Genomic DNA, 24784 nt, shown 5'->3' on the forward strand with positions numbered 1-24784 from the left:
CCATAGCATTGTGGCCCCACCTGATCCCATTCCGAACTCAGAAGTGAAACGCAATCGCGCCGATGGTAGTGTGGGGTCTCCCCATGTGAGAGTAGGTCATTTCCAGGCGCCAAATACAAACGAAAGCCCTAGCAGAAATGCTAGGGCTTTTTGTTTTATTTGGCGGAAATGACACTCGAACATGGGGAAGTAGAGAGCACATGTGTAGCATGTATCCTTTAATGTGATAGTAGGGCGAATATCGCGCTAGCGATAAGTTCATGAGCGCGAAGCTTTAGCGTAGCTGGCCATGACAGGCGCCATTTTTGTCTGCTTTTTGGAAATGCCACTCGAACATGGGAAAATAAAGAGTCCGAACGCAGTGAGATTCAATACCCATGTGAAGTAGGGTGAAGAGTCTGCGTTTATCAAGCAAAGCTTGATGCGGGCTCAGGTAGAAAATTGTTCCCGACATGGTCTGCATTCCCCACATCCTTGTGGGTTTACGGGTCGAGTGATGATTGACTGAAAGTAGGAATGCCATTTATGCAGGATGCCTATTAAAGGCCATGCAGCTATGGATAAGAACCTATATCAATGCACTTTCCAATGAATCATCGTAGACATTTTGTGCCATAGATTGTGCCGGAAATTGACAGTCGGGTTTTCCGACGACCTTTGCGGGTACGCCGACCACTGTGGTGTGAGGTTTGACATGATTGAGTACCACTGAGCCAGAGCCAATCTTTGCCCCTTCACCGATTTCAATATTGCCTAACACCGTGGCACCCGCACCAATAAGCACCCCTTGGCGGATCTTTGGGTGGCGATCGCCTTCTTCATTACCGGTACCGCCTAAGGTGACCGATTGTAATATCGACACATTATTTTCAATAATGGCGGTTTCTCCGATCACAATACCAGTGGCATGATCGAACATGATCCCTTGGCCAATACGACAAGCGGGATGAATATCCACCCCGAATACTTCCGAATTGCGGCTTTGTATAAACCGTGCCAATTCTTTGCGATCTTCCAGCCACAAACAATGTGCTAAACGGTGGACCTGAATCGCCATGAAGCCTTTTAAATTCAGTAAAACAGTTAAATAATTAACGGCGGCAGGATCGCGATCGGTAACGGCTTTAATGTCGGCAGAAACCGATGTCAGCATGGATCCACAATTAATAAAGGCTTGGTCAAATAGCTCTCTAAAAGTAAAAGGTGATACCACTGCGTCAGAAAGTTTGTTTGCCACAATAAAACTCAGTGCTGAGCCTAAACATTCATGATTGAGTACACAAGAGTAAACATGGCTGGCAAGGAGTGGCTCTTTTTTAACCAGAGCTGTGGCTTCTATTTTTAATTGTTCCCAAACTTCATAACGCATACGGTTTTGCTCTTATTTTTTATAATGGATGTGTATTAAATTATGTGCCGGATCATTTGAGTGGCGTTGAAAGCGCTCTCTTTAAGTCACAGGTTCACAACGGCTTAAGCTAACATTTAGGCCTAATAATCACCAAGTAGAAGCATAGTTTATTTGGCACTAACTTATAAAAAGCCATCTGGAAAGTGAGTCAATCCTAGATCGCTGTTTCGGTGTATAAGGATGAGTTTAGCGGCGTGTGGGGGCAGCGAGTCCAGTAGCACGACCACAGCGGAAGTGAATAATAGCGCAGCGGCACCAGCCAAGCTTAACGTCACTGTCACGCCACATTTTGCCGCACTTTATCGTCAAAGCATTACCAATGCAGAAGCTAGCAGTACTGTAAACAGTATCGATACTGCTAGTGGTATGAAGCAGCGCAGTATGGATGCTTTGGAGCGAGTGAACAGCAATAATGAAATAGAAGGTAACAGTACATTAAATGCATCACCTGTCGATTTAGTGGTCACAGAAGATACCCGCTTCGATGGCCAAATGCAGGCTACCTCAGTCACCACCGGTGAAGTGCAAACCTTTGATTGGCCATTAACGCTCAAAACCGATGGCAGCATAGTCTCGCATCGCACCTTAGCACTCACGCCTGATACCTATGATTTCATTGTCGCAATAGAGCATGACGAGCAGCAATATGTCGCTAAAGCGCTAGGGGAATTGATTGTTGAGGGCACCAGCCCCGAAGTCGAGTTGTTGTTTCAGCCGTATTTAGGCGAAACCTTAGTGATTCTAGAAGACATCGATGAATTAGCCACGCTGAATTTTCAATTCTCAGCTGATGAACTGGCGATATTAAGCGTGCCTAAGTTGGGCTTGATCATCGACGGCGGCGATGAAGTCATTTATGAGCTTGATACCGAATATGGCCTCACCAATGTCACCTTGCCATTAGGTGATGGAAATTATGACATTCTCGTCAAGCTTTATGATGACAATCGCTTAGTGGGGATCATGCGCACTGGCGAAATCAATATTGAGCTGGAAGCGGGCGGCAATACCCCGATTGATATTATTCCGCTGAGCGCCGATGTCGACTTTAGCTTTGCAAGCGACAATAGCCTCAGCGAAATTAATATACAGGTGCCTGAAGTGCTGGTTGAGCGTGTAGCTGGTGTTGAAAATCTGGCCATGATCATGCGCCTCAGTGCGGGCAGTGGTGCAGATAGTGCCGCAGAGAGTGTCAGCAGTGAGACCTTGCATGGCTTTGTGTTCTAGGACGGTGTCTATCAATTAGCCGATCCTGAGTTGCCACAGTTTTACGCTCAAGGCGCGCAAACGGCCATGGCGTATTTAAGCTTTTACGAGAAACGTGACGACAACACCTATACTGAAGCACCACTAGCCAGCTGCGCTTTTGAAGTCGAGCTGGGTGAGACGCAAACCAAAGGCTGTGAGCTCAGCATCGATGTCTCGCATCAAATCAGTGGCAGCTTGTTATCGACCCTGATGCTCAGCGTCACCACAGATAACGATCCCGCTCTGGCCATCGGCACTGAGATTTATCTCGAAAACACGCTTGTGGGCTTAACTGGCAGTGAATACCAAACCGCGTCGATTAAGCTGTACTTGCCTGCGGGCGAGCACAGTATTCGCGCCCAAAAAGGCGACTTATGGGCCAGCTTCACCCAAGAGTATGCGCCGCTGTCTGTAGTGAATCATCTGTTATATTTGCAACAAGATATTCCCACTGAAATTGTCTTAGATGAAATTAATATTCTCGCCACTGGAGTAAAGACCTTCGCGCTTGATTGGAGTGATTCCAACAACTGGGCCAGCGAATATCAGGTGTGTTTGTATGATGCCAGTCTATCCGCCAGTGATTTTTGTCACCCACTCGGCGAGCCTGTCACCATCAGCGAGAACAGTGTCTATCTCGATGCCGCGCTATTAACAGATAATCCGCAGTTCTTTGTTATCGGCAGTGATGCAAGCCGCAGCGTCGCCAGTAACATGGCCACACCAAGTCGCACGCAATTAGATGCGGCTGTTGGCTACTTTAAGGCCTCGAATACTCAAAGTTCTGACTACTTTGGAATTTCAGTGGCTTTGAGTGGTGATGGCATGTTGATGGCAGTGGGTGCACCGGATGAAGATTCCAATGCCACTGGGATCAATGGCGATCAAGTTAATAATAGTGGTAACTCTACGGGGGCGGTGTACTTGTATCGTCGTGAAGGCTTAGTCTGGCAGCAGACTGCCTATGTGAAACCTTCTACGGCGAGCGGACAAGAGTTCGGCAGTGCTTTAGCGTTGAGTAGTGACGGCCTGACTTTAGTTGTTGGTGCTGTTGAAGAAGATTCAGATAGTGATGGTATTAATGGTGATGAATCCAATACTGATGCAAATGATAGTGGGGCGGTTTATGTGTTTCGATATACAAATGATGCTTGGCAACAACAAGCATATTTAAAAGCGGGACAATCTGGAAATGGGGATAGATTTGGCAAAGGCTTGGATGTCAGTGCCGATGGTAATACCATTGTGGTAGGTGCCATGTATGAGGATTCTGGTGCTATAGGAATAAATGGTGATGGGACGGATAATAGCGCATCAAAAAGTGGCGCTGCTTATGTGTTCTCTTTTCAGGATGAAGCTTGGTCACAAATCGCTTACTTGAAAGCCAGTAATACTGATGCCAATGATTATTTTGGCCACTCGGTCGCTATCAGTGCGGATGCCAGTACCATAGCCATTGGAGCGCGAGGTGAGGAGTCACCAGCAATAGGGGTTAATGGTGATCAAGGCAATAGTGGTATAACTGACAGAGGGGCTGTTTATATCTTTAGCCGTGAAAATGATGTTTGGATACAAGAGGCTTACATTAAATTGGCAGAGGAATATGAAGAAGTATTTGAAAATTTTGGAAATGGAGCAAGCTTGAGTGGTGACGGTAATACTTTAGCTGTTATCAGTAAATTTAGCATACATCTTTATTCAAGAGATCTTGGTGAGTGGAAGGTTAGTGATACCTTAGATGTCGATAGGGCGCCAACAGTTGTTCAATTAACTCAAAATGGACAGTCACTTTTTACTAACACGACGCTTGCTACTACAGACATTGGTTGGGGTGGGTATGGGATTGGTCAATATAAGCAAATAGAGGGAGTATGGCAGCTTTATAAGACTTTCAAAGCTTCGAATTCATTGGGCTATAATGCCAGTTTTGGTGCTAGTATAGCCACCGATGCTTTAGGAACAATGTTAGCAGTAGGAGACTTTAGGGAAGATTCAGCAACTACAGGTATACAAGGTGAGCAAAATAATACCTCTGCCGATATGGCTGGTGCCGTTTACGTTTATTAATTGAATACTTTAATTGAGTTTGTTTTTTTGCTAATAGTCTTTAATGACATCTCACTAAAAATAAACTCACATTAAACCCCAAGCGGGCTTATTCAGCCCGCTTTCATCTCTCCCCCTTATCAGACACCCATAATTATTTGATGAATACTCAAGCTTGAACTAGGCTGGAATGAATAAGTAAATATTAGTATAGCTAATGAGGTTTGACTCATGCCAACGCCCAGAAAAGCCATAGTGAGTATTGAAGACACGCCCTTTTATCATTGTGTGTCTCGTTGTGTTAGGCGTGCTTATTTATGTGGTATTGATAACTATACTGGGCAATCTTACGAGCATAGACGGAATTGGGTTGAGAGCCGTATTATTGAACTTGCAGATGTTTTTGCTATCGATATTTGTGCTTATGCCGTGATGTCGAATCATTTACATTTGGTATTGAGTGTGGACATTTATGAGGCTAATAATTGGACTGATCTGGCAGTAATAGAGCGTTGGCATCAATTGTTTAATGGGACTGATGTGACGCAAAAATTTGCCAAAGGTGAAATGTTGGAAAGTCATGAAATTAGCCTTTTATCACGAGTTATAGCTGAATATAGAGCTAGATTAAGTGATATCAGCTGGTTTATGCGGGCATTAAATGAGCCTATCGCACGTATGGCGAATAAAGAAGATCAATGCACGGGGCGATTTTGGGAAGGGAGGTTTAAGTGCCAAGCATTACTAGATGAGGCCGCCGTTTTAGCCTGCATGGCCTATGTTGACCTTAACCCGATCAGGTCCAAGGCTGCAGTAACACCTCAGACGTCAGATTTTACCAGTATTCAATGGCGAATTAAATCAGCACTCAAGGGACGACAGCCATTAAGCTTGTTGCCTTTTGTGGGCAATGGACGGGTTAATATGCCAAAAGGATTGCAGTTTCATTTAGACGATTATTTACAACTAGTGGATGAAACGGGTCGAATAATTCGAGATGATAAGCGTGGTACTATTAGTGAATCGACGATGAAAATACTCGATAGTCTCAATATTCCCCAAGCTAATTGGATAAAGCTTACTACTGAATTTACACGTTTATTTAAAGGGCCTGTTGGAACGCTACAAGAATTAGATATTTATTGTGAACATCTAGCACGAAAACGAAGGCAAGGCGCTACAAATTGCCATCGTTGGCTAAATAGTGCTTAGCTTTTAGCTATTGTTTACGCAATTCTGTTAATTTAAACAATAAATTTCAAGCAATCATGATCATCAATGCAACCCCGATCACTCGCTTGGTGTTTCTGCTGTTGAATTCATTTAAATTTTATAAGGTTAAGGTGAATGTAATCTCAAATTGAGTCGATATGAAATGGATCGAAATGTAGAGATAGACTTTTTTGGGGGGGCTTAACATTCGTTTCTAAGGAAAGAAATAATAATGGGTGTCTGATTTAAATAGTAGAAAACACAACACAGATAGGGGCAAAAATAGCGGTATTAAGCGGCGCTGCTTATCCCGAGTTCAGGTTAAATATTTCTTTTTCCTTCCTTCTGCTGAGACGTTATCAGTATCACTCATTTTTCTTTTCTTTACTTTATGTCTTATTAACACATTTGTAACTAATCGCGCCAACGAATCTTATTCGATTAAGTTTTTTGGTGTTGGTTTTATTAGTGAATGTTTATATTTGTGCTTTTATTTTGCAATCAAGGTTGTTACTTTTTGATACAAATGATTAACTGTGGGTGAGCTAGGGCCATAATAGCGTTACTCAATGTTAGTTATTAACAGCCTAGAAGAAGGGATCCTAGGTCATATTAGAGCTAGGACGCTGTTACTCTTATTGAAGAGAGAAAAAGTATGAATAAAAATAATAAAGTCATGGAAAATGATATTTTAGCGATTATTTTCAAATGGCGAAAATTACTGAAGAGCGAGCATTCGGAACTTGAGCCGCCGTTTTTTTCAAATTTATCCTTAGATGAAATTGACCCTCACTTAATCAAAATTGGGAATATGGTGGTATTGAATCAGCCCATTCATATGATTTTACCTGCCTACCCGGGCAAATCCCCTAACCGTAATAAAACCTTGAGTCGTTTGCCTGACTTAGCCGAAACTCACTCCATTGATGTCCTTAACCAGCTTTGTAGTGAGATAGGTGAAGTGTATGCACCTGGGGCTAAAATCAGTATTTGCTCCGATGGTTATGTGTTTGCTGATTTAGTGCGTATTCCTGATGAGGATGTGTTTGCTTATACCGAAGCGATTCAAGCTTATTATCAGAATCATTACCCAGAACGTTTTGATTTTTTTGATTTAAAGGATGCCTTTGGCGTTCTATCTGATTTTGATGCCATGCGAGAAGAATTGATGGTGAGGTATGGTGAGTCGTTAATTGGCTTAACGGAGCAAGCCAAAACCGATAAAGCCACCTTGTCTATGTATAAGGGGATTGCTAAATTTTTATTTGAGGATTTTTCTGGCTTAATGGAGTTTGCCACTATCAGTAACACCCAAATTCAAAAACAAGCTAAAGCCGTTTCTCTTAGGGTCATCCAGCGCAGTAATGCATGGAGTCGATTGCTGGAAGAGTATTACCCGAATGCGCTGAGGTTATCTATTCATCCACAGTTTAGAGTGTCTGAAAAAATTGGCATTCAGATGGGCAATAGTGATGATGCGTGGCGCACGCCTTGGCATTCGGTGGCCATAAAGCAAGGCAATGAAATTCATTTGCAAAAGCGCAGTCAAGTCGATGAAAACACTCATAGGCTTATCTTCAATCAAGGCAAGCCGAGCCACTATCATCACCTTACAGTTATGAATGAAAGATCTGTAGGTGGGGTGGCATGATTAAGGCATTAATTTTTGATTTAGATGGCACCTTGATCGATACTCTGAAGGATATCAAGGAGGCAATGAATGACACCTTGATACATTTTGGGTTTTCACCTCAGCCCATCGAAGTGTATCAAGACTTAATTGGCGGCGGCTCTCGGAATATGGTGAAAAATTTATTGTCGTCCTTTTCTTCAGAGCCTTTCTCTCCCTCTCCTCTTTCGATTTCAGCTTCTGCTTTACTTGCAAAACCGCCAGCTAAAAACATGCCACCGCTTAATTTAAACCTTTCAATGCCAAGCTTAAATGAGGTCTATGATTTTTATTTAAATCACTATGGTACTAACCTCATTAATCATACGGTCGCCTATGAGGGGGTGAAGAACGCATTACACACGTGGCAGGCACAAGGGATAAAGCTTGCTGTGGTGACAAACAAGCATCATCAGCAAGCCAAAATATTGTTAGAGGCTCTCTTTACTGCTCCTGAGTCGACAGATAATAAATTTTTCGCTAAAAGTGTTGAATTTTGTGTAATGCAGGGCTTAGGTGATGCTTTCCCGAAAAAGCCTGCACCAAATTCTACTTTGCATGTGCTTGAATGCTTAAATATAAAAGCCGATGAAGCCTTGTTTATTGGCGATACGATAACGGATCAACAAACCGCAACGAATGCTGGCGTGGAGTTTGTTTTTGTGAATTGGGGTTATGGCTGTGCTCTCGATCTAGGCCAGAGCGCAAAAGAGGACATTAAAGTCATATCCCATATCAATGAACTTCAAAAATGGATAGTGGCTACTACATCCATAGATTGCTTAGCAATAGACGGATCACAAGTAAAATGTGTACCGATAGGCTCCTATTAAGCCCTGAGAAATAGCGTTAACAACAATAACAACAATAATAGCTTAGCCAATCACGCTGTGAATAGAAGTGTGTTGGCGGCAGAGGAAAGTGAATCATATGGATAACAACACCGTTTTAAGCCCTGCTTTGGATCTGGAGGCTGCTCAGTGTTCAGAAAAAGCGTTAAATCAAGCTGAAATCGCCGTGATAGAAAATGACAATGCTGCGATAGAAGCGGGTATTCTCGATCTGTTGCAATCTTATTTAGTCCGTCATCAAGATGATCAATTTATTCATCAAGGACGTGAGTTCGCTCGTCAACAGATCCAGCATTTTATGGCGCAAAACAAACCACTCGATTTTATTTTACCGGGCTTTCCTTGTAAGTCACCCAATGTTGTGGATAAGAGTTTTTCAATGATGCCCGATTATGGTGAGGTTTTAGCTATTGAGCGTCTAGATGCCTTTTGTTTTGCCTTGAATGATCTCTATCCTCACGGCAGTCGGGTGACGATTTTAAGTGATGGCACCACCTTTGCCGATATCGTGCATGTGGATGATGAGGTAAAACAGCGCTATAAAACGGCCTTACGGCACTTAAGTGTGACTGAGAATATTCTTTGGGCCGATTTAACCGATTTATTGCCTGATGTGAAGGGCAATAATAAAGCTGACAGTGACAGTTTACGAAAATCCCTACTGAAGGGCATAAGTTCTGGGCCGCGTGCATTTGAAAAGTTTGTGCAAAAGGTACGTGATTCATCAGCACAAGCTAAGGTGCATGATAAGCTTTGCAGTTACTTATATCATGATGTGCGTATTGAACGTTTTAGTGATGGCGATCGCGATCACTATCTTGAAAGTATTAGTGATAAAGCCTATCAAATGATGTATCGAGGCCGCGCCTTAAGTGCGAGCATTGATAAAGTGTATCCTCAGCATATTCGATTATCCGTCCACGGTTATGACAATGCTGGGCCTAAGTTTACTTTTAGTTTATCGAGTGATACAACCAAGGCGGTGAGCCCTTGGCATAGCGTGCCAGTGCGTTTGTTAACGGGAAAGTTTGTTCAGCTATCTCATGGGGTTGCGAAGAAAAAATGTGTGGTCAAGGTGACTTGTGAGGGGCAAAACTGGTGTTATTTAGAAGTGGCCGATCCTAAGCTGCAAGCTTTTACCTTTGAAATAGTCAAATCACCCGCTTTTGGGCTTAAAATTAGTGATCCTCGGCAAGTCGGCTTCGAGAATTTACCCGTCGATTTTTTACAAGCATTAACAGCAAAATTTGGCTTTTTACTCTTGAAGTATCAACAGAGCAATATGCCCGATATCGAGCCGCAAGATCTCGTTGAACTGTGTACACCTTTTGGTGAGATTTACCATTGGCAATTTGGGCCTGTGCATGTGGTGAAACCTGAAGCCGTGCCCCATGGTTTTGTGCACTCTATCGAGAAAACGCCTCTGCATTGGGATTTAAGTATGTTGCCCGCTACAGAGAAAAAAGTGGCGCACAATCCTAAGTTTGCCGCCAGCTGCTTTATGCTGTATTGCAAGACGCCGCCCGTCAAAGGAGAAGGGCAAACCACTATCGTTAATAGTCGTGTCGCTCTTAAATTGGCTGGGCAAGCCAAGGTGAAGCAATGGAGAAATATTAATATTACTTATGAGACTAAGCTCACCTATTTTGGCGGTACACCTCGCAGTTATCCGCTGGTGGACTTACACCCAGTAACGAATGATGCGATTTTACGTTACCAAGAGGGCTGTGAGTCTAAACTGCAGCGTTTCTCCTTGTCTTCAGTTGATATGGAACAAACAGAATTAGCAGCACTAATCGAAGACGTGAATAATATTGCCTACGATGAAAGGTGCTTTATTGCGCTAGAATGGCAAGCCGGAGATTTAGTCATTATTGATAATTACTATACCTTGCATGGTCGTTTAGCCATGAGCGAGAAATCCATGTCACGAGAACTGTGGCGAGTTCAGGTATATTAAGTTAAGGCTCGTTATGATCCGTATAGCTTGATCACATTCTTCGATAGCAGTTAAAACCGAAACATTGAACATGAGTGAAATGTGCACCTGTAACTGAATGGGAAGTATTACTTGAAACTGCGGGCTAAAAAGAGGGCTCACTAAAATTAAGTTAGCCCTCTTTCTATTTGCAATCTTCTTTAACTTTTTGTTTTTTATAAAGTAGTCTCACTGTTAATAGCCCAGTAATCGTTAAAAGAAAAAGAAATAAGCCATTAAAATAAAAGAGAGCAAAGCGCCACCAATGACAGGATAAAGTAAATAACTATCTTCGGTCCGTCGTGCCCTGCGATAACACAGGTTAACCAGTATTAAATTAAAGATGGTCAACATTACGGAGGCCATGGAGCCGTCTCTAAAAGTAAACTCTCTTATTTCAAACGATATATAAATCAGCACAAACCAATCAATTAAAATAAGATATAAAAATAGCTTCTGCAGGCTATCAGGCCCCTTACGTTGAGAAGCATCAGTCATGGTGACCCTCCGGATCAGTGTTGTTATGTTGAAATTAGTTATACCCAAGTGCATTAAAAATGTGCTTGGGTATATATTGTTAGCTCAGACTTGCCACATGTTTAACATGATACAACTCAAGTCATCTGAATATATAAAATGTCAGCACGGTGAGTCACTGCTGTGATCCTCATTTGCGCTGTATTATGTCAAAAGAAAGACGTCCCAATTGATCCATTTCTTTAATCAAATAAGCAGAATGTCTTAAAAGGCTTTTATACTGCGTTATTGAATATCAAGTTGGAGTAGCGAGGGCTTCAGTTTAAGCTATTGTTTTATATTGCACTAATCAGTTGGTTGCTATTTTTGTGTTATACACGTATTTTTACGGGCTATTTATTTTTTAGGGGTGAATGTTGTTTAACCTAAAGGTATTTTAATCGCGGTGTGAGGCCTATCGTCATTTAAGATGAAAATGAGTAGCAAAGAGTAAAGCACCTTTAAGCCGGACCGATAAGGCAGTATGTTGTTTACTCTTTACAATGCATTCTCACCCATTTATCTGCTCAACGACACTATAATCATTTTTCCTTGTTTAAATACTCAATAAACGGCTGTAAAAATAATCTCAGCCCCTTTTAGTATTTAAGTGGGTTTGATTTGGTTAATCATAGATAAAATGGTTTTATCATCAGTGCTCAGCCAACGAGCGCCGACAAAATTTAATTTACTATTGATGGGGCGAGAGCGGGCGATTTCTACCGCCATCTCGTGGCCATTTAGCTCGATAATAACTTCTTGGCCGATTTCAAGTGGTGTGCTGGTAATTAACCCTACACCACCTAGGCCAAAATCTTTAATGTTAGCAATACCGATTTGGCTTATTTTCCACCAATTCTTCTGACGCAATTTTACGGTGACACCATCACAGGCTAGGGCGAGATCGACTGCGGCATCATCATCTCTTAGGCTGAGTCTGGCGTACTTTCTGAGTTCTTGTTCTTGCGTTTCTTTATCAACTGTTGGTACTGCTTGCTCCATGATGGGGATAATCGTTTGTTCTGTTTCACTCATAGCTGTTCCATTGCTCTGGGTATCGTGTTCTTGGTCTATTATTCTCCGCTAATTTTTTTGCTTGTTCAAGTCTTGGATCTGCTCCAATGGTCTTAGTTGGAAAACCAGCCATTTCTTTAATTTGTCGTTCAGCCGTTTGAGTGAGGACTAACATCTCTATGCGTCGATTGGCATTGGCTGTTGGATCATTAACAATAAAAGGCGCTTGATCGGCCATACCTGTGACTTGCACGATTTGATTACGCTTAACACCGCCATATTCTAATACGCGTCGAGCCATCAAAGCGCGTTGGCTCGACAGTTCCCAATTAGTAAATGTTTTACCTATATAGGTACTCGAATCCGTATGACCTGAAATGCTGATTTTATTTTCAACTTTAGCCAATAAAGGGCCTAAAGCTAATAATAAATCTTCAAAATAAGGATCCATTTTCGCACTGCCGCGAGTAAACATAGATTGGCGTACATTATCATGCACTAAAATACGAATGCCTTGAGGCACGACCTGAATGGCAACATTTGTGCCCATATCCACTTGCTTAATGATTTTATCCACTTCACGGGCAAGAAACTCAAGCTGTGCTTGGGTTTCAAATTGCCCCGGTACCATCGCATTGAGTTCCGGTCCACGGCCCGCCTTTGGATTATCTATTCCCGCAGGAATATGATTATGTAGCGCTGGGCCTGATTTTTCAACACCAGTCCCCGAGGCTGGTAGTATCGCTTGCTGAATGGGAATGGCACCCTCTAAGTCAATCATTGAAGGTGACTTACTCAAATCAAAAGGATTAATAGAGCCTGTAGCGTGCATGTCCCCTTGCAGATACTGCACGATTTGTTCACGCTCTGTTTGATCCGCCATTTGAATGATCCATAACACCATAAATAATGCCATCATGGCCAAGGTGAAATCAGCAAAGGCAACTTTCCAAGCCCCACTATTGGCTGATTCACGTCTTTGTCTGGGACGTTTTCTTATCACTATGGGTTCATTTTGTTTTGCCATTAGCTTTGTTGCTCCACCATCCAACGTTCAAGTTCGATAAAGCTAGGTCTATTTTCACTTTGAATTTGTTTACGGCCAGCATCAATGGCAAGCATAGGCGGTTTACCTTTAGCAAAGGCTGTTAAGATGGCAGCCACACAGCGAAGTTGTGCTGACTTACGTTCAGTTAAATGCTCAAGCGCTTTTGACAAAGGGTCAAATAAGCAATAGCAGGCAAAAATCCCCACGAAAGTGCCCACTAGAGCTGCAGCGACTTTAATGCCAATAACGGTGATTGGCCCATCAATGCTAGACATGGTGATGATGATGCCCATAACGGCAGCTAAAATACCAAAACCTGGCATTGCTTCGGCAACACGGGCTAATGCACGAGAGGGGCGTAATCTGTCTTCTTCTATACGATAGATCTCTTCTTCTAAGATTTGCGCTAAATCGTGAGCGGAGATTTTACCAATAGATTGTAAGCGTAAATTATCAATCAAAAATTGCAGGACGTTAGGGTGATCTAATACCGCAGGGTACATTAAAAACAGTGAGCTCTCTCTTGGTTTCTCAACATGATCATCCAATACCTTTAGGCCTTGCGACTGAATTTGGTTCATTAACATGCCTAATAAACCAAAAAGTTGCGGATAAAGCTCAGGATCTTCTTTTTCAACTCCTAGAAGCTCTTTGATTTGTCTGTACATATCCACGAGTACGGCTTTAGGGTTAGCAATAACCAGTGAGCCAAGTCCTGCACCGAAAATAATTAAAATTTCTGCGGGTTGCCATAGTGCAGCTAAATAGCCACCTGCCCATGCGTATCCACCAAAAACTGAAACAAGAATGATTACTAGTCCTAATATTTTACTCATATTACGTTACCTGCCTTTACTGATCCCATTGTTGATAGACTGTCTGAAGTTGTTTAACTGCCTGCTTATGAAGTTGGCAAATTCGGGTTTCAGTTAATCCTAATGTTCCAGCGATTTCTTTTAGATTAAGTTCATGTTGATAGTAAAGCGACAGGATCACTTGTTCTCTTTTATTTAATTTAGCGATCGCTTTGAATAATGTTTTCTTAGCCGCAAATTGATTAATCGCATCGGTTTTATCTGCAAAATGATTACCCGCTCCGAGCATATCGTCTAAGCTTTTCATGGACTCGGCTTGAGAGGCATAAAGGCGTGCACGGTAATCTTTTTGAGTGAGTCCCATGGACTGAGCGACTTCAAGATCCGTTGCTTCTCGGCCTAATTGACGCGACAGTTTTCTTACTGCATCATTGAGCTCATGGGCTTGTTGTCTGACGGGACGCGGACGCCAATCTTGGCGCCTCAGCTCATCGAGAATAGCGCCACGGATCCGTTGTCCTGCAAATGAAATAAAGCCATTATCAAATTCTCCTGGATAACGACGAGAAGATTCCAGCAACGCCATCATGCCAATTTGCTCCATATCTTCAATGGCTAACACTGCGCCACAATGGCTTCTTAGTTGAGTAACGGAGCGCTTAACAAGAGGCAAGTATTGCTTCATGACCTGACTTTCACTGAGTCGGTTACTGACGCTTTCATCGAATACTTCTTGATAAGCTAATTGACCCGAATTCATCATCCTGCCTCCTATTTATAGTTATTCAGATATAGTTATCCAAATATAATTATTCAAATGTAGTGATCCAAAATGAACGGCAAAGGGGATAGTGTCAGTAAGATCCGATAAGCATGGCGAGAGTCATTCTGGCCATGCACCTGATGTAGAAACATGTCACTGCTTTGAGTCATCATTGGTATTGATTTATACCCAAGAAACCTGATGAGAGAGGCACAAGTTGCTTGGGTATAATGTATTGTTTAATCATATTGAGAGATGAAAAATATAAACGCTATATTATTCATCTCTCACTCTTGAGCGGTTAACCTTGGTAGTCATAAAGCGTGTGCAAAAAAAGGCGGTTCAATTACTGTATGACGATACGAGTAAACAGTAAGCCTTCTAAATCAATCTTGTATTGATGTTCTACAAATAGATCCGATAACAGCGTCAGCGCTTCTTTTTGTAGCGGCTCTAATTGTGTAGGATCGTTAATTTGCTCAAACTTTTTACTCGCAAACATCTTCATTATGCCATTACGGATCAGCGGATCGGCTTCAGACAATGTGTGCTTAACATTATCTGATGAACTTTTGAGTGCCATTTCGAGTAACAAGTAATGCGGGTATTGATCGCCCGGTACTGAAATAACAAAGCGATCGAGCGGGTAATAACGCTCTTGTTTAATTTCAATGTTAGATTGATTGAAGGGGCCACCGATAAGATGAGGCGCTTGCCAACCCACCCAAAAGATGACGCCAGTCCAAGCCAAAATAAATAAGCTCAGGGTGAATTTTTTATTAACGCTGCTTTTTCCAAATGCCATGTTGCACTCCTAATTTAAGCTAACAGATCGACTTGGTTTTGCGCCAAGCTCTGTTGTTGTAGACTCTGGGTATCGACTGACTCTCCTTGTGGAGTTGCAATGGATGCCACTTGTGATGGGTTATCTCTTTGTTGTTGATGCTCGCCTTGGCTGATATCCAGATCGATTTGCCCGCCATGATCCATCGCCAAGTCGTCGCGTAATCGGTCTAAGCTCAGCTGCAATGCATCTCTCACAGAGGTGTTTGCCGCGTTTATGTGGATATGAAGCTTGTCACCATCCAGACGAATGTTAAGTTCAATTTTGCCTAACTCGGGCGGATCGAGTCGCACCTCTGCATGTTTAATTTGTTGATCAACTTGAAAGCGCAATTGCTCTTTTAAAGGCGAAAGCAGCTCTTGGGCTTGTTGAGCAAGAGGCGCAGATTGAGACACTGAAATGGGACCCCACTGGCTCACTTTAGTTTGCGAACGGCCATGTTGTGAGATCAACTGTGCGGCTTCATCAACCACATTTTGCCCAGCTTGGCCTAATTGCGACAGGGCACTTTCGATATTGTCGCTATTAAAGGCAAAAGCGCCTGCTGGCATAAAACGGTTTGTTTGCTGTTGAGAGGGGTTAGTGAGCGCACTGGTATTGGCAGAATTAAAGTTGTTTAGGGTTAATTCATTACCTTTGGCCAATGAACTGCTAGTCAAAGCGGTCGCTGACATATCTGAGCCTTGGCTTGAGCCAGTGTGCTTACCTTGTTGCAGTAAATTGGCTGTCATGGCCTGTTGCGGCGTTAATGCTTGCCCTATCCCTTGACTATATTGCTTATTAATAAAGCCTGATCCGACTTTCGTGTCCTGCGTCTTATGATTATTAACGCCGCCTTCTTGGATGATCTGGGCGAGTTGCTGAGCTTGCGTTAAGGGTGTTTTTTGCCCATTAGCCGCGAATGAAGAGTCATCCGCGATAAGTGGATCGCTATTATCGGTCACTGAAGAGCCATCAGCTTTATGTGAAGGGTCATCATGCGCATTGTTATCATTGTCAGTCGATTGACTTTTTGACTGCGATGCCGATTGTGACTCAGCTTGACGGTCTTTTAATTGCTGACTGTCTTGTAGATCACGGCTGTCTTTCAGCTCAAAAGAGGATGTGTCTATCTCATCCTGACTTTGCATAGAGTCGCTAAATTGAGGGCTGGATTTTATCGAGACATCCCGAGCACTCGTATTCGCACTTCCTGTGTTGGTGATAGCAAGGCTAGCGATCATCTAAAGCTCCACTTAATTGAGTGAGTTGATAAGCGGCTAATCCGTCCTGTGTAGAGGTAAATTGCTGCATTTCCATCTCGAGTGTATGTTTTGAGTGAATCAGCTTTTTCAGCACTTCACTGTGTGTATTGGCCAACGACTCTCGGGCCAATAATTGTGACTGTGTTTTAGGCGCCCCTGCGTGCTTAAGTGCCTTTATCATTAGCGTGTTCACTTTGGCTAATTTATCCCAGTCTTGTTTTTCAGCATGTTTAATGAGGGCAGCTTCAAACTGCCCCCAAGGTTTCATCGCAAGGGGCTCAGCTGAGGTTGGTCCAACCTTCTCTGACATCGTTAATCACCTTGATAATGGGGACTAATGCTTCGGGATCATTTTCGACACTGGCGGTCACAAGTTGACGGCTACAGTAGTCATAGAGGCGATTAAGGCTGGTGGCCACTTCGCCGCCATTCTCAAGATCCAGCATAGAATCTAATCCATGGACTATGTTGAGACACTTATTAACACTCCTTCCCTTGTCTTCAAAGCTGCGCCTTTGCATAAAGCCACTGGTTCGTTCGATTTCTTCAAGTAAACCGTCCAGTAACATACGCACCATTTCATGAGGCGTAGCGGCAGCGGCTCTGGCATTGAGTGTGGTTTGCTTATAGGCATTGAAAGGATCGTGCTCATTTAGCATAGTTAGCTTCCTTGGTAAAACAGTGAACTGGCGGCGCTCAATGAGTTGATGGTGGCTTCCATCGCGGTAAATTGAGCTAGATAAATATTGTATTTTTGTTTCATGCGATAATCATGCTGACTCATGTCATCTTCGATACGCTTGATTTGAGTCGTCAGATTGTCTTCCTTCATGTCCAACAGGCCAGCAGTTTGGGTGAACGGTTTCGTGATGGCTTCAAGCTGATCAACATAGCTATCAGTATCACTGAACATGGCTTTAACGGCATCGGGATCATTTTTAAGTGCTTCACTAAGCTTGTCTTTATCAATATCGAGTTTACCGCTACGGTTAATTTCGATACCGATATCCGCTAAACGCATGCCATTAGGCGCGGTTTGGAACATCACATTACGCATATTACTTTGTAACATGCGTAAGCTTGAATCGCCTTTTAGAGCGCCGATTTGATCTTCGCTAACGGCAGTCGTTTTAAACTCGTCTTCTTCATCATCATTATCGTCACTACTGCTTGAGCTACTCGTGCTACTGGTTTCATCCAGTACGGTAGTGCCCATAGAGCGAGTCAGTTGATTCAACTTGTCCATAAATTCATTAAAGCTATCGACAAAGTCAGTAACCGAATCTTTACTGGATTCAAAATCTGATTCGACTTTGATGGTGCTGGATTTTCCAACTTCATGGGCTTGATTAAGTTCAATACTAATGCCATCAATCACATCTTCTAGGTAGTTGCTACTGCTGGTGATCGATACACCGTTGAGTTTAATCTTGGCATCTTGAGCTACTCGAGGCTCATCCATGACATAGGCACTGCCACCCAGCTTCACATCTAGCGTGTTATCCACACCGGAATCATTCGATGTCAGCAAGAGTTTTACGTCATCACCGGTGCGCATCAACGAGGCGGTGACGCCAGGATTGTCGGAGTGGGAATTGATCTTGTCTCTTAAGTCCGCTACGGTCATGGTGCCGTCAGCGTTGAGATCGGCAAGATCTAGCGTGACAATATCAGTGACATCACTACCTACTTGAATACTAAAAGTGCCTGATGTCCATTCGGAGCCTGATAATAAAGCGTCTTCGCTGTCAAAGGTGGCTGATAATTGCTGTGCCTGAGCCAATTGCTCAACATAGAGATCATAATTTCCCTTAGGCGCACTAGGGTCAACCGTAATGCTGGCATTATCATCGCTGATAGAGGCAGTTTTTTTCTCGAAGGACTCGCCATCGATCTTGCCTAGCTTGCTGCTGATTTTATCCAGACTGGTTTCCAGCATCTTATAAGCGTCGAGTTTTAAGTTACTGCTACTCAGCTTATTGCTATAAAGCTGATCTTTACCCATACGATCGGCGGCAACCAGTTGCTCGGAGAATTGAGCGGAACTCATACCTGAAATCATGACATATCCTCATTGGCTCTACTGAGCTATTATTGTTTAAAAAGCAATTTACGTGCCACTTTTTAATCTGTTGAAAAGATTGGTTTTATAATTAAAGGCGAGGGCTGCTGTGGCTGACTCATTTCCGTTATGCTCAAATAAGTGAGGAAGTCATGCTTCCGCTTAGGTTTTCAACGTAAACGAGAGACAAATCATTATGAAATCGCTCAAAACTGCCTTTAAACTACCCACAAATAGAGCGACCCTCGGAGCAGAGCACTGAAATCAACCTTACTTAAAACGGGTGCTAGTAATGAATGCCTGTATTGAATATGGTGACGAGTGTAGGAGAGAGTTGGTGTTCCTTATATGGCTGATAAAGTATCGAAAAAGTGGCAATAAAAAGGGCTAAATCTGATAAAAGATTTAGCCCTTTACTGCGATTGTCTCATCCTGCTTAATATCGCAGGCTGAAGATAAGCATGAGTATTGACTTATCGATGCAGTTTATTTAGCTTCACTTTCTTTTTCACTGTTAACTTAAATCAGCGCGTCAACGTCTGCGTCAGCTGGGCATACCAAAGGATCTTGGGCTTCAGCGCCGCGGAAGAAAATGGACTGTCCAATGGCTGCGCGAACAATGACTTCACCAATCACTTCCACCGTTGCACCAATCCCTAATTGTAGATCCGTGTCTGGATTAAGCGTGAGGCTAACGCCATCATTCACCTTGAAGAAACCATTATCACGGACAACCACTTTGGCTGTCTCACTAATGATCACATGGGCATTCGCGATCAGTGTGGCGCTCGCGTCAACAATCAACCTTGCACCAGCATTCATCGTTACATCGGCATTAATTTCACTGTAACCAATAAAACTAATGTCTTCGTTGTAGCTGCTAATTACATCTATGCTGCCAGCAAAGCCATTATGCCAAGTGTTTTCACCTAAAGTGTCTAGCCAGATATAACTAAAGTCTAGCCACAGGCCTAAGTCGATATCATCACCGCGACCAAAGAACAACTGGTTAATCACACTAATATCGACACTTCCCCACCAGTTATACTCAACTGATACTCGGCCATTGAAATAACCAGCGACCGCTTGCTCAGCATAAATATTATACTTAGTGTTACGCTCAAAACGGTTGTAATGAGCCACAAAGTTAGCCACGCTATTATGTTCATGGCTAATTAACTGATCAAAGTACAAGTGTACCGCGCGAATGTTATCCATCAACCATGAATAGGTGATATTCACATCGCTGCTACCCCAAGCATAAACCCCCACTCTAGCATGAGAAATATACGTGTATTTAATAACCACTTTACTGTCGATATGCGCCGTGAGTCCTTGCCAGAAACCACGTTCTCTATCTTCTTCACGTACTCCAATATAGACAAAGTTATCACTACTACCCTGACTGTTGAAATGGCCATGTACATGTACTGTCGTATCGATACTGGCATAAAAACGACTACCTGCACGCAAGTTCACTGTTAAATCTGTCGGTAGGGTCAATGTGCTGCCGTTGACGATGACCCGTCCGGTGACATCAATCGTGGCTGCACCATCAACAATCAGTTCTGCACCTTCCTCAAGAATTAAGTCTCCATCCACATGTAGCGTCGAACCTGCATCGATTGTCAAGCTTGCGCCTGCACCAATTGTGACGCTATGGCCTGAGCCGATAGTGGTTTCACCAATAATACGAATACGACGTTTCACTATGATATCAATATCAATGATAACCGTACCGTAAACGTAATCGATTTCATCAATGTCTTCACCAAAGCGATCGTGTTCGTGATCAACCACTAAGCCATACTCACCATGGGAGCGATCAAAAATCTTCGCCGCAATGTCTTCAATAACGACAGTATTCCACCAGTTAAAGTTCGCCTCTATTTGCAGAAGTGAGTTTAAGTAAGCGCTGTAGGCATAAATATTAAAGGTATTATTGATGAATTGGTTATATTCCAAAACAAAGGTACTGCTAGTGTTTTGAATAAATTCATACACACGCACAGCATTGGTATTGTCAATAAAACGGCTATAACGAATATCAACATTGATGGCAGTTTCACTGTTTATATGCGCATAAACGCCGTATTCAGCATGGCTTACATGGGTGTAAACCAATTGAATTGTGGCACCCGAATAAACAGTAATACCTTGCCAGCGGCCTAAGTCTGGAATGTCCAGTGATGAGCCAAAATGGATCTCATTACCTTCAAGTCCATTACCCATTAAGCTACCGTAAATATTAATTTGTACATTAAGCCCAGAACGTACTGTCACGCCCGCACCAATGTGCCATTCACCATAAACATTAATAATGGCACCATCTTCAATGGTCACCGTCGCGCCATCTTCGATAATCCAGCGGCCAGCTTGAGATACCGTTAAATGCACGCCTGCACCTATGGTGATATGGCTACCTGCTTTTACTCGTACCACTTGATCTGTATTGATATGAGTATTACCAATAAAGGTATAATCACCATCGAGCACTGTTTCACCATCAATAGTTAGATCTTCAGGCCAAACCCATACAATGGTATTATGAATGACGTCATTAATATCGATTGAACCAAGGTATTGACCATAGTTGATGATGAGTCCATCAGTTGCATCGGTATGATCATAAATTCTGGATATGATCTCACCCACTTGTATGCTATTCCACCAGTTAAAGCGAGCATCAATCACAGTGGTTGAACTGTGGTTGCTGCTATAGCTACCATGAATATGGAAGTGATTGCTAATAAACTGGTTATAATGCAACACTAAGCTTGAGCCAGTATTGCTATAACCTTCATAAACATGAATACCATAGGTGTTTTCAATAAAGCGGCTGTATTGAATATCAATAACTTGGCTATTAATGCTGTGGTTAATATCCACATAAACACCGTATTGAGCATGGCTAACAAGTGTATATCTTAAGCTTACATTAGCGTTAGCATGGGCATGAATACCATACCAGCTGCCAGCAGTAGCAGAGCCATCAGCGTTACCTAATGAAGAGTCTAGAGTCGAGCCAAAGTGAATTTCACTGCCTTCAAGCCCGTTACCTATCAAGCTACCATACACATTGATACGCACATTTAAGCCTGATGTGACTGTCACGCCAGCACCAACTTCCCATTCACCATAAACATCGACACCGCCGCCATCGTCGATAGTCACACTCGCACCATCTTCGATGATAAGCTTGCCACCTAAGGCGATGGTCAATTTAACCCCCGCGCCAATGGTAATATGGCTGCCAGCCTTAACGCGCACAATTTGATCGGCTACAATGTCGGTATTACCAATAAAGCTATAGTCACCGTCAAGTACGGTTTCACCGTCAACAATTAAGTCGTCAGGCCAGATCCAAGCAATGGCGTTATCGATGATATCATCAATAATGGCCGATCCTCTAAATTGCCCATAGTTAATGAACATACCGTAAGTCGCATCTTGATAATCATAAATCTTAGCGATAATCTCACTAATATCAGTCGTGTTCCACCAGTTAAAGCGGGCGTTAATGACAGTTGAAGACACATGGCTACCACTATGGGTCGCATACATATGTAAGTCATTATCTATAAATTGGTTGTACTGCAATATAGGGACGGCGCCAGTATTCTCATAACCCTCAAGAATACGCACACCGTTAGTGTTTTCCACAAAGCGGCTGTATTGAATATCAATCACTTGGCTGTTAGTACTACTGTTGATATAAGCATAAACACCATAAAGTGCATGGCTTATTTGCGTATAACGTAAGTGTACTGTTGCAGTGGCATAAGCCGTGATCCCGTTCCAACTGTTAATGCCGGGCGCCGCTAATGAAGAGTCAAAATGGATTTCATTGTTTTCAAGCCCATTACCGATTAAGCGGCCATAAACATTCACTCGTGCATTAATGCCTGACTGAATAATCACTCCCGCATTAATCGCCCATTCGCCGTAAACATTAACAATGGCATTATCGTTAATGGTAACGCTGGCGCCTTCCTCAACAATCCATTGACCACCTAGGTTCACCGTAAATTGAACGCCGGCTTCAATGGTAATATGGCTCCCTGCAGTAACACGCACAACTTGATCGGCTGCGATCTCAGTATTGCCAACAATACTGTAATTACCATCAAGCACGGTTTCACCGTTAACCGTTAAGCTACCTGGCCAGCTCCAAGCAATGGCATTAGTCAGTATGTCATCAATGGCCGTTGAGCCACGATATTGACCATAATTAACATACATACCATATGTGCTATCGCTATGATCATGAATTTTCGTCATGATCTCACCAATGTCGATACTATTCCACCAGTTAAAGCGGGCATCAATCACAGTGCTGGAATCATGATTGCTAGCATGGGTGGCGTAAACATTCACTTCATTGTCGATAAATTGGTTATAGCTGATAACAGGTAAAGCACCATTGAGGGCATAACCTTCATACACGCGTACGCCATTCGTGTTCTCAATAAAGCGACTGTATTGAATATCAACCACTTGGCTGTTAACACTACTATTGATATAAGCGTAAACCCCATATAAGGCATGGCGAATTTGTGTATACCTTAGCTGTATGGTAGCGGCAGAATAAGCGGTAATGCCTTTCCAACTGCCAGCCTCAGCACGTGATAAAGAGCCATCAGCGTCTCCTAATGAAGAGCCAAATAATATTTCATTGTCTAAAATACCGTTACCGATAAGCGTGCCATAAACATGAATATGCGCATTGAGATCCGATAGCACAATCGCGCCCGCATCCAATGTCCATTCACCATACACCTTCACTTGAACATCATCCGATAAGCTTAACTGCGCACCATCTTCAATGATCAGTTGACCGCCCACGGCAATAGTCAGTGTAATGCCATCGGCTAGCCTTAAATGGCGCCCCGACTTCACTCGAACAATTTGCCCATCAGCAATGGTAATATCACTGCTCACAAAATAGTTAGCATCCAGTACATATTCGCCATTGATGAGTGTCGATTCTGGCCATTCAAAATCAATGAAGGCATCAAAATAGTCATTAAAGGCATTGGATAGTCGATAGGGGGATAAGTTGACTTGCATCCCCGTGGCACTGTTCTCGCTATATACTAGCTTGGCGGTAATCGCGTCAAAGTCCGTCGCATCCCACCAGTTATAGCGAGCATCGACCGTGGTGTTTTGATAGGCGTTATTGTCATAGGTATAAAGATGCGTATCGTTATCGATAAAATCAGAATACTGAATGACAGGTGCAAAAGTAGCACCGTTATAGCTTGGGTGTTTAGTACGAACATCAGACAAATTAACTGCGGTCGTATTATTATTGAAATGACTATAGCTGACATTGAAGGCAATATTATTACTGTAGCTGTAACCATTTAAGTAGGCGTAGAGTCCAATGTCGGCATGACTGACCTGGGCGTATTTAAAGGTGATATTGGCGTTTGAGTAAGCTTTAATGCCTTTCCAATAGCCCTTATCGGGTGCATCTTGTGATGAACCGAAATAAACGAGGTTGTCTTCAGCCCCTTCTGCGTGAAGAGTGCCATAGATATCCAATTGTACATCAGCGGCAGCCAGGACTTGCGAGCCTGCGCCGAGTTGCCAAGTGGCATTTTTAGCAACATTGATGTTGGCATTGGTTGCAAGGTCGAGGGTCACATTTTCAGCAATATCCCAAGTGCCATTGGAGAGTGTAATTTTAGTGCTTGCGCCAAAGTGCAGCTCTGCATTATTAGCGACAGACCAAGTACCAGAGCTAGTGATTTGTGCACCGTCTTCTACAATTAACTTGGCGCCATCTTCAATGATGAAACTAGAACCAGTGGCGATGGTAAGGGTTTTACCCGCCTTAATCGTGAGCTGACTGCCTGCACGCAGGCGTATTTCTTGACCAGAGATGGTTTGTGTATGACCTTCTATGACAAACTCACCCTCTAATACATGGCCTAAGTTTTCTTGGAAAAGTGTGTCAGGAAAACGGTAATACAAGCGATGATTCGTGATGTTAGTCAACGCATTTGATAAGCGATACTGGCCATAATTAACATACATCGTATTAGCAGTATTGTATAT

Annotated in this window: 18 protein-coding genes and 1 rRNA gene; 7 read left to right on the top strand and 12 right to left on the bottom strand. The window is 42.9% G+C overall.

Translation table 11 applies throughout. From position 1 onward, the window contains the following. Nucleotides 1-108, top strand: a 5S ribosomal RNA gene (gene rrf / locus L2764_RS18875); the annotation flags it as partial. A 460-nt stretch (nt 109-568) separates the two neighbouring features. Here rrf and cysE read toward each other — a convergent pair. Further along, nucleotides 569-1369 carry a serine O-acetyltransferase gene (cysE, locus tag L2764_RS18880; protein WP_248941881.1) on the bottom strand — a complete coding sequence of 267 codons (801 nt, stop codon included), beginning with the start codon at nt 1367-1369 and terminating at the stop codon, nt 569-571. A gap of 222 nt (nt 1370-1591) precedes the next feature. Between cysE and L2764_RS18885 the strand changes: the two genes are divergently transcribed. The 6 genes from L2764_RS18885 to L2764_RS18910 all read left to right on the top strand — a co-directional run bounded on the left by L2764_RS18885 (nt 1592) and on the right by L2764_RS18910 (nt 10397). Next, the gene (locus L2764_RS18885; RefSeq protein ID WP_248941882.1) at nt 1592-2638 is read left to right on the top strand and encodes a hypothetical protein; all 1047 of its coding nucleotides are present in this window, start codon (nt 1592-1594) and stop codon (nt 2636-2638) included. Between the two features lie 30 nt (nt 2639-2668). After that, a complete protein-coding gene (locus L2764_RS18890; protein WP_248941883.1) occupies nt 2669-4726 on the top strand; it encodes an FG-GAP repeat protein in 2058 nt (685 codons plus the stop codon). A 210-nt stretch (nt 4727-4936) separates the two neighbouring features. Beyond that, on the top strand, nt 4937-5917 hold the full coding sequence (locus tag L2764_RS18895; RefSeq protein WP_248941884.1) for a transposase: 981 nt from the start codon (nt 4937-4939) through the stop codon (nt 5915-5917). Between the two features lie 655 nt (nt 5918-6572). Then, a complete protein-coding gene (locus tag L2764_RS18900; protein ID WP_248941885.1) occupies nt 6573-7568 on the top strand; it encodes an isocyanide synthase family protein in 996 nt (331 codons plus the stop codon). Then, entirely contained in the window at nt 7565-8419 is an 855-nt protein-coding gene (locus tag L2764_RS18905; protein WP_248941886.1) for an HAD family hydrolase, read from the top strand. Before L2764_RS18900 ends, L2764_RS18905 begins: the two co-directional genes overlap by 4 nt. 97 nt (nt 8420-8516) lie before the next feature. Continuing rightward, nucleotides 8517-10397: an isocyanide synthase family protein gene (locus tag L2764_RS18910; protein WP_248941887.1), complete on the top strand. Its 1881-nt coding sequence runs from the start codon at nt 8517-8519 to the stop codon at nt 10395-10397. Between the two features lie 231 nt (nt 10398-10628). On the opposite strand, the gene L2764_RS18915 is transcribed toward L2764_RS18910, so the two are convergent. The 11 genes from L2764_RS18915 to L2764_RS18965 form a co-directional block, all read right to left on the bottom strand. After that, the gene (locus L2764_RS18915; protein WP_248941888.1) at nt 10629-10913 is read right to left on the bottom strand and encodes a hypothetical protein; all 285 of its coding nucleotides are present in this window, start codon (nt 10911-10913) and stop codon (nt 10629-10631) included. Nucleotides 10914-11537: 624 nt separating this feature from the next. Next, the gene (locus tag L2764_RS18920) at nt 11538-11966 is read right to left on the bottom strand and encodes a pilus assembly protein PilZ (RefSeq protein ID WP_248941889.1); all 429 of its coding nucleotides are present in this window, start codon (nt 11964-11966) and stop codon (nt 11538-11540) included. Beyond that, on the bottom strand, nt 11959-12972 hold the full coding sequence (locus L2764_RS18925) for a flagellar motor protein MotB (RefSeq protein WP_248941890.1): 1014 nt from the start codon (nt 12970-12972) through the stop codon (nt 11959-11961). The genes L2764_RS18920 and L2764_RS18925 overlap by 8 nt, the downstream gene beginning before the upstream one ends. Beyond that, the gene (gene motA / locus L2764_RS18930; RefSeq protein ID WP_248941891.1) at nt 12972-13829 is read right to left on the bottom strand and encodes a flagellar motor stator protein MotA; all 858 of its coding nucleotides are present in this window, start codon (nt 13827-13829) and stop codon (nt 12972-12974) included. The genes L2764_RS18925 and motA overlap by 1 nt, the downstream gene beginning before the upstream one ends. Nucleotides 13830-13845: 16 nt before the next feature. Continuing rightward, nucleotides 13846-14571: an RNA polymerase sigma factor FliA gene (locus tag L2764_RS18935; RefSeq protein ID WP_248941892.1), complete on the bottom strand. Its 726-nt coding sequence runs from the start codon at nt 14569-14571 to the stop codon at nt 13846-13848. A 346-nt stretch (nt 14572-14917) separates the two neighbouring features. Next, nucleotides 14918-15376: a flagellar basal body-associated FliL family protein gene (locus tag L2764_RS18940; RefSeq protein WP_248941893.1), complete on the bottom strand. Its 459-nt coding sequence runs from the start codon at nt 15374-15376 to the stop codon at nt 14918-14920. A 14-nt stretch (nt 15377-15390) separates the two neighbouring features. After that, nucleotides 15391-16638 (bottom strand): flagellar hook-length control protein FliK, encoded by a 1248-nt coding sequence (locus tag L2764_RS18945; protein WP_248941894.1) that lies wholly within the window; start codon nt 16636-16638, stop codon nt 15391-15393. Beyond that, on the bottom strand, nt 16628-16969 hold the full coding sequence (locus tag L2764_RS18950; RefSeq protein WP_248941895.1) for a hypothetical protein: 342 nt from the start codon (nt 16967-16969) through the stop codon (nt 16628-16630). Before L2764_RS18950 ends, L2764_RS18945 begins: the two co-directional genes overlap by 11 nt. Further along, entirely contained in the window at nt 16938-17318 is a 381-nt protein-coding gene (fliS, locus tag L2764_RS18955; RefSeq protein WP_248941897.1) for a flagellar export chaperone FliS, read from the bottom strand. The genes L2764_RS18950 and fliS overlap by 32 nt, the downstream gene beginning before the upstream one ends. Before the next feature lie 2 nt (nt 17319-17320). Then, entirely contained in the window at nt 17321-18721 is a 1401-nt protein-coding gene (fliD, locus tag L2764_RS18960) for a flagellar filament capping protein FliD (protein WP_248941898.1), read from the bottom strand. A gap of 519 nt (nt 18722-19240) precedes the next feature. Further along, complete coding sequence (locus L2764_RS18965) at nt 19241-24763, bottom strand: autotransporter outer membrane beta-barrel domain-containing protein (protein WP_248941900.1); 5523 nt, start codon at nt 24761-24763, stop codon at nt 19241-19243. Between the last annotated feature and the right edge of the window lie 21 nt (nt 24764-24784).

The organism is Shewanella surugensis, from assembly GCF_023284005.1.
Lineage (GTDB): Bacteria > Pseudomonadota > Gammaproteobacteria > Enterobacterales > Shewanellaceae > Shewanella > Shewanella surugensis.

Coding starts and splice junctions, on each gene's coding strand:
- cysE (WP_248941881.1), bottom strand. CDS start 1,369: ATGCGTTATGAAGTTTGGGAACAATTAAAAATAGAAGCCACAGCTCTG.
- L2764_RS18885 (WP_248941882.1), top strand. CDS start 1,592: ATGAGTTTAGCGGCGTGTGGGGGCAGCGAGTCCAGTAGCACGACCACA.
- L2764_RS18895 (WP_248941884.1), top strand. CDS start 4,937: ATGCCAACGCCCAGAAAAGCCATAGTGAGTATTGAAGACACGCCCTTT.
- L2764_RS18900 (WP_248941885.1), top strand. CDS start 6,573: ATGAATAAAAATAATAAAGTCATGGAAAATGATATTTTAGCGATTATT.
- L2764_RS18905 (WP_248941886.1), top strand. CDS start 7,565: ATGATTAAGGCATTAATTTTTGATTTAGATGGCACCTTGATCGATACT.
- L2764_RS18910 (WP_248941887.1), top strand. CDS start 8,517: ATGGATAACAACACCGTTTTAAGCCCTGCTTTGGATCTGGAGGCTGCT.
- L2764_RS18915 (WP_248941888.1), bottom strand. CDS start 10,913: ATGACTGATGCTTCTCAACGTAAGGGGCCTGATAGCCTGCAGAAGCTA.
- L2764_RS18920 (WP_248941889.1), bottom strand. CDS start 11,966: ATGAGTGAAACAGAACAAACGATTATCCCCATCATGGAGCAAGCAGTA.
- L2764_RS18925 (WP_248941890.1), bottom strand. CDS start 12,972: ATGGCAAAACAAAATGAACCCATAGTGATAAGAAAACGTCCCAGACAA.
- motA (WP_248941891.1), bottom strand. CDS start 13,829: ATGAGTAAAATATTAGGACTAGTAATCATTCTTGTTTCAGTTTTTGGT.
- L2764_RS18935 (WP_248941892.1), bottom strand. CDS start 14,571: ATGATGAATTCGGGTCAATTAGCTTATCAAGAAGTATTCGATGAAAGC.
- L2764_RS18940 (WP_248941893.1), bottom strand. CDS start 15,376: ATGGCATTTGGAAAAAGCAGCGTTAATAAAAAATTCACCCTGAGCTTA.
- L2764_RS18945 (WP_248941894.1), bottom strand. CDS start 16,638: ATGATCGCTAGCCTTGCTATCACCAACACAGGAAGTGCGAATACGAGT.
- L2764_RS18950 (WP_248941895.1), bottom strand. CDS start 16,969: ATGTCAGAGAAGGTTGGACCAACCTCAGCTGAGCCCCTTGCGATGAAA.
- fliS (WP_248941897.1), bottom strand. CDS start 17,318: ATGCTAAATGAGCACGATCCTTTCAATGCCTATAAGCAAACCACACTC.
- fliD (WP_248941898.1), bottom strand. CDS start 18,721: ATGATTTCAGGTATGAGTTCCGCTCAATTCTCCGAGCAACTGGTTGCC.
- L2764_RS18965 (WP_248941900.1), bottom strand. CDS start 24,763: ATGTATGTTAATTATGGCCAGTATCGCTTATCAAATGCGTTGACTAAC.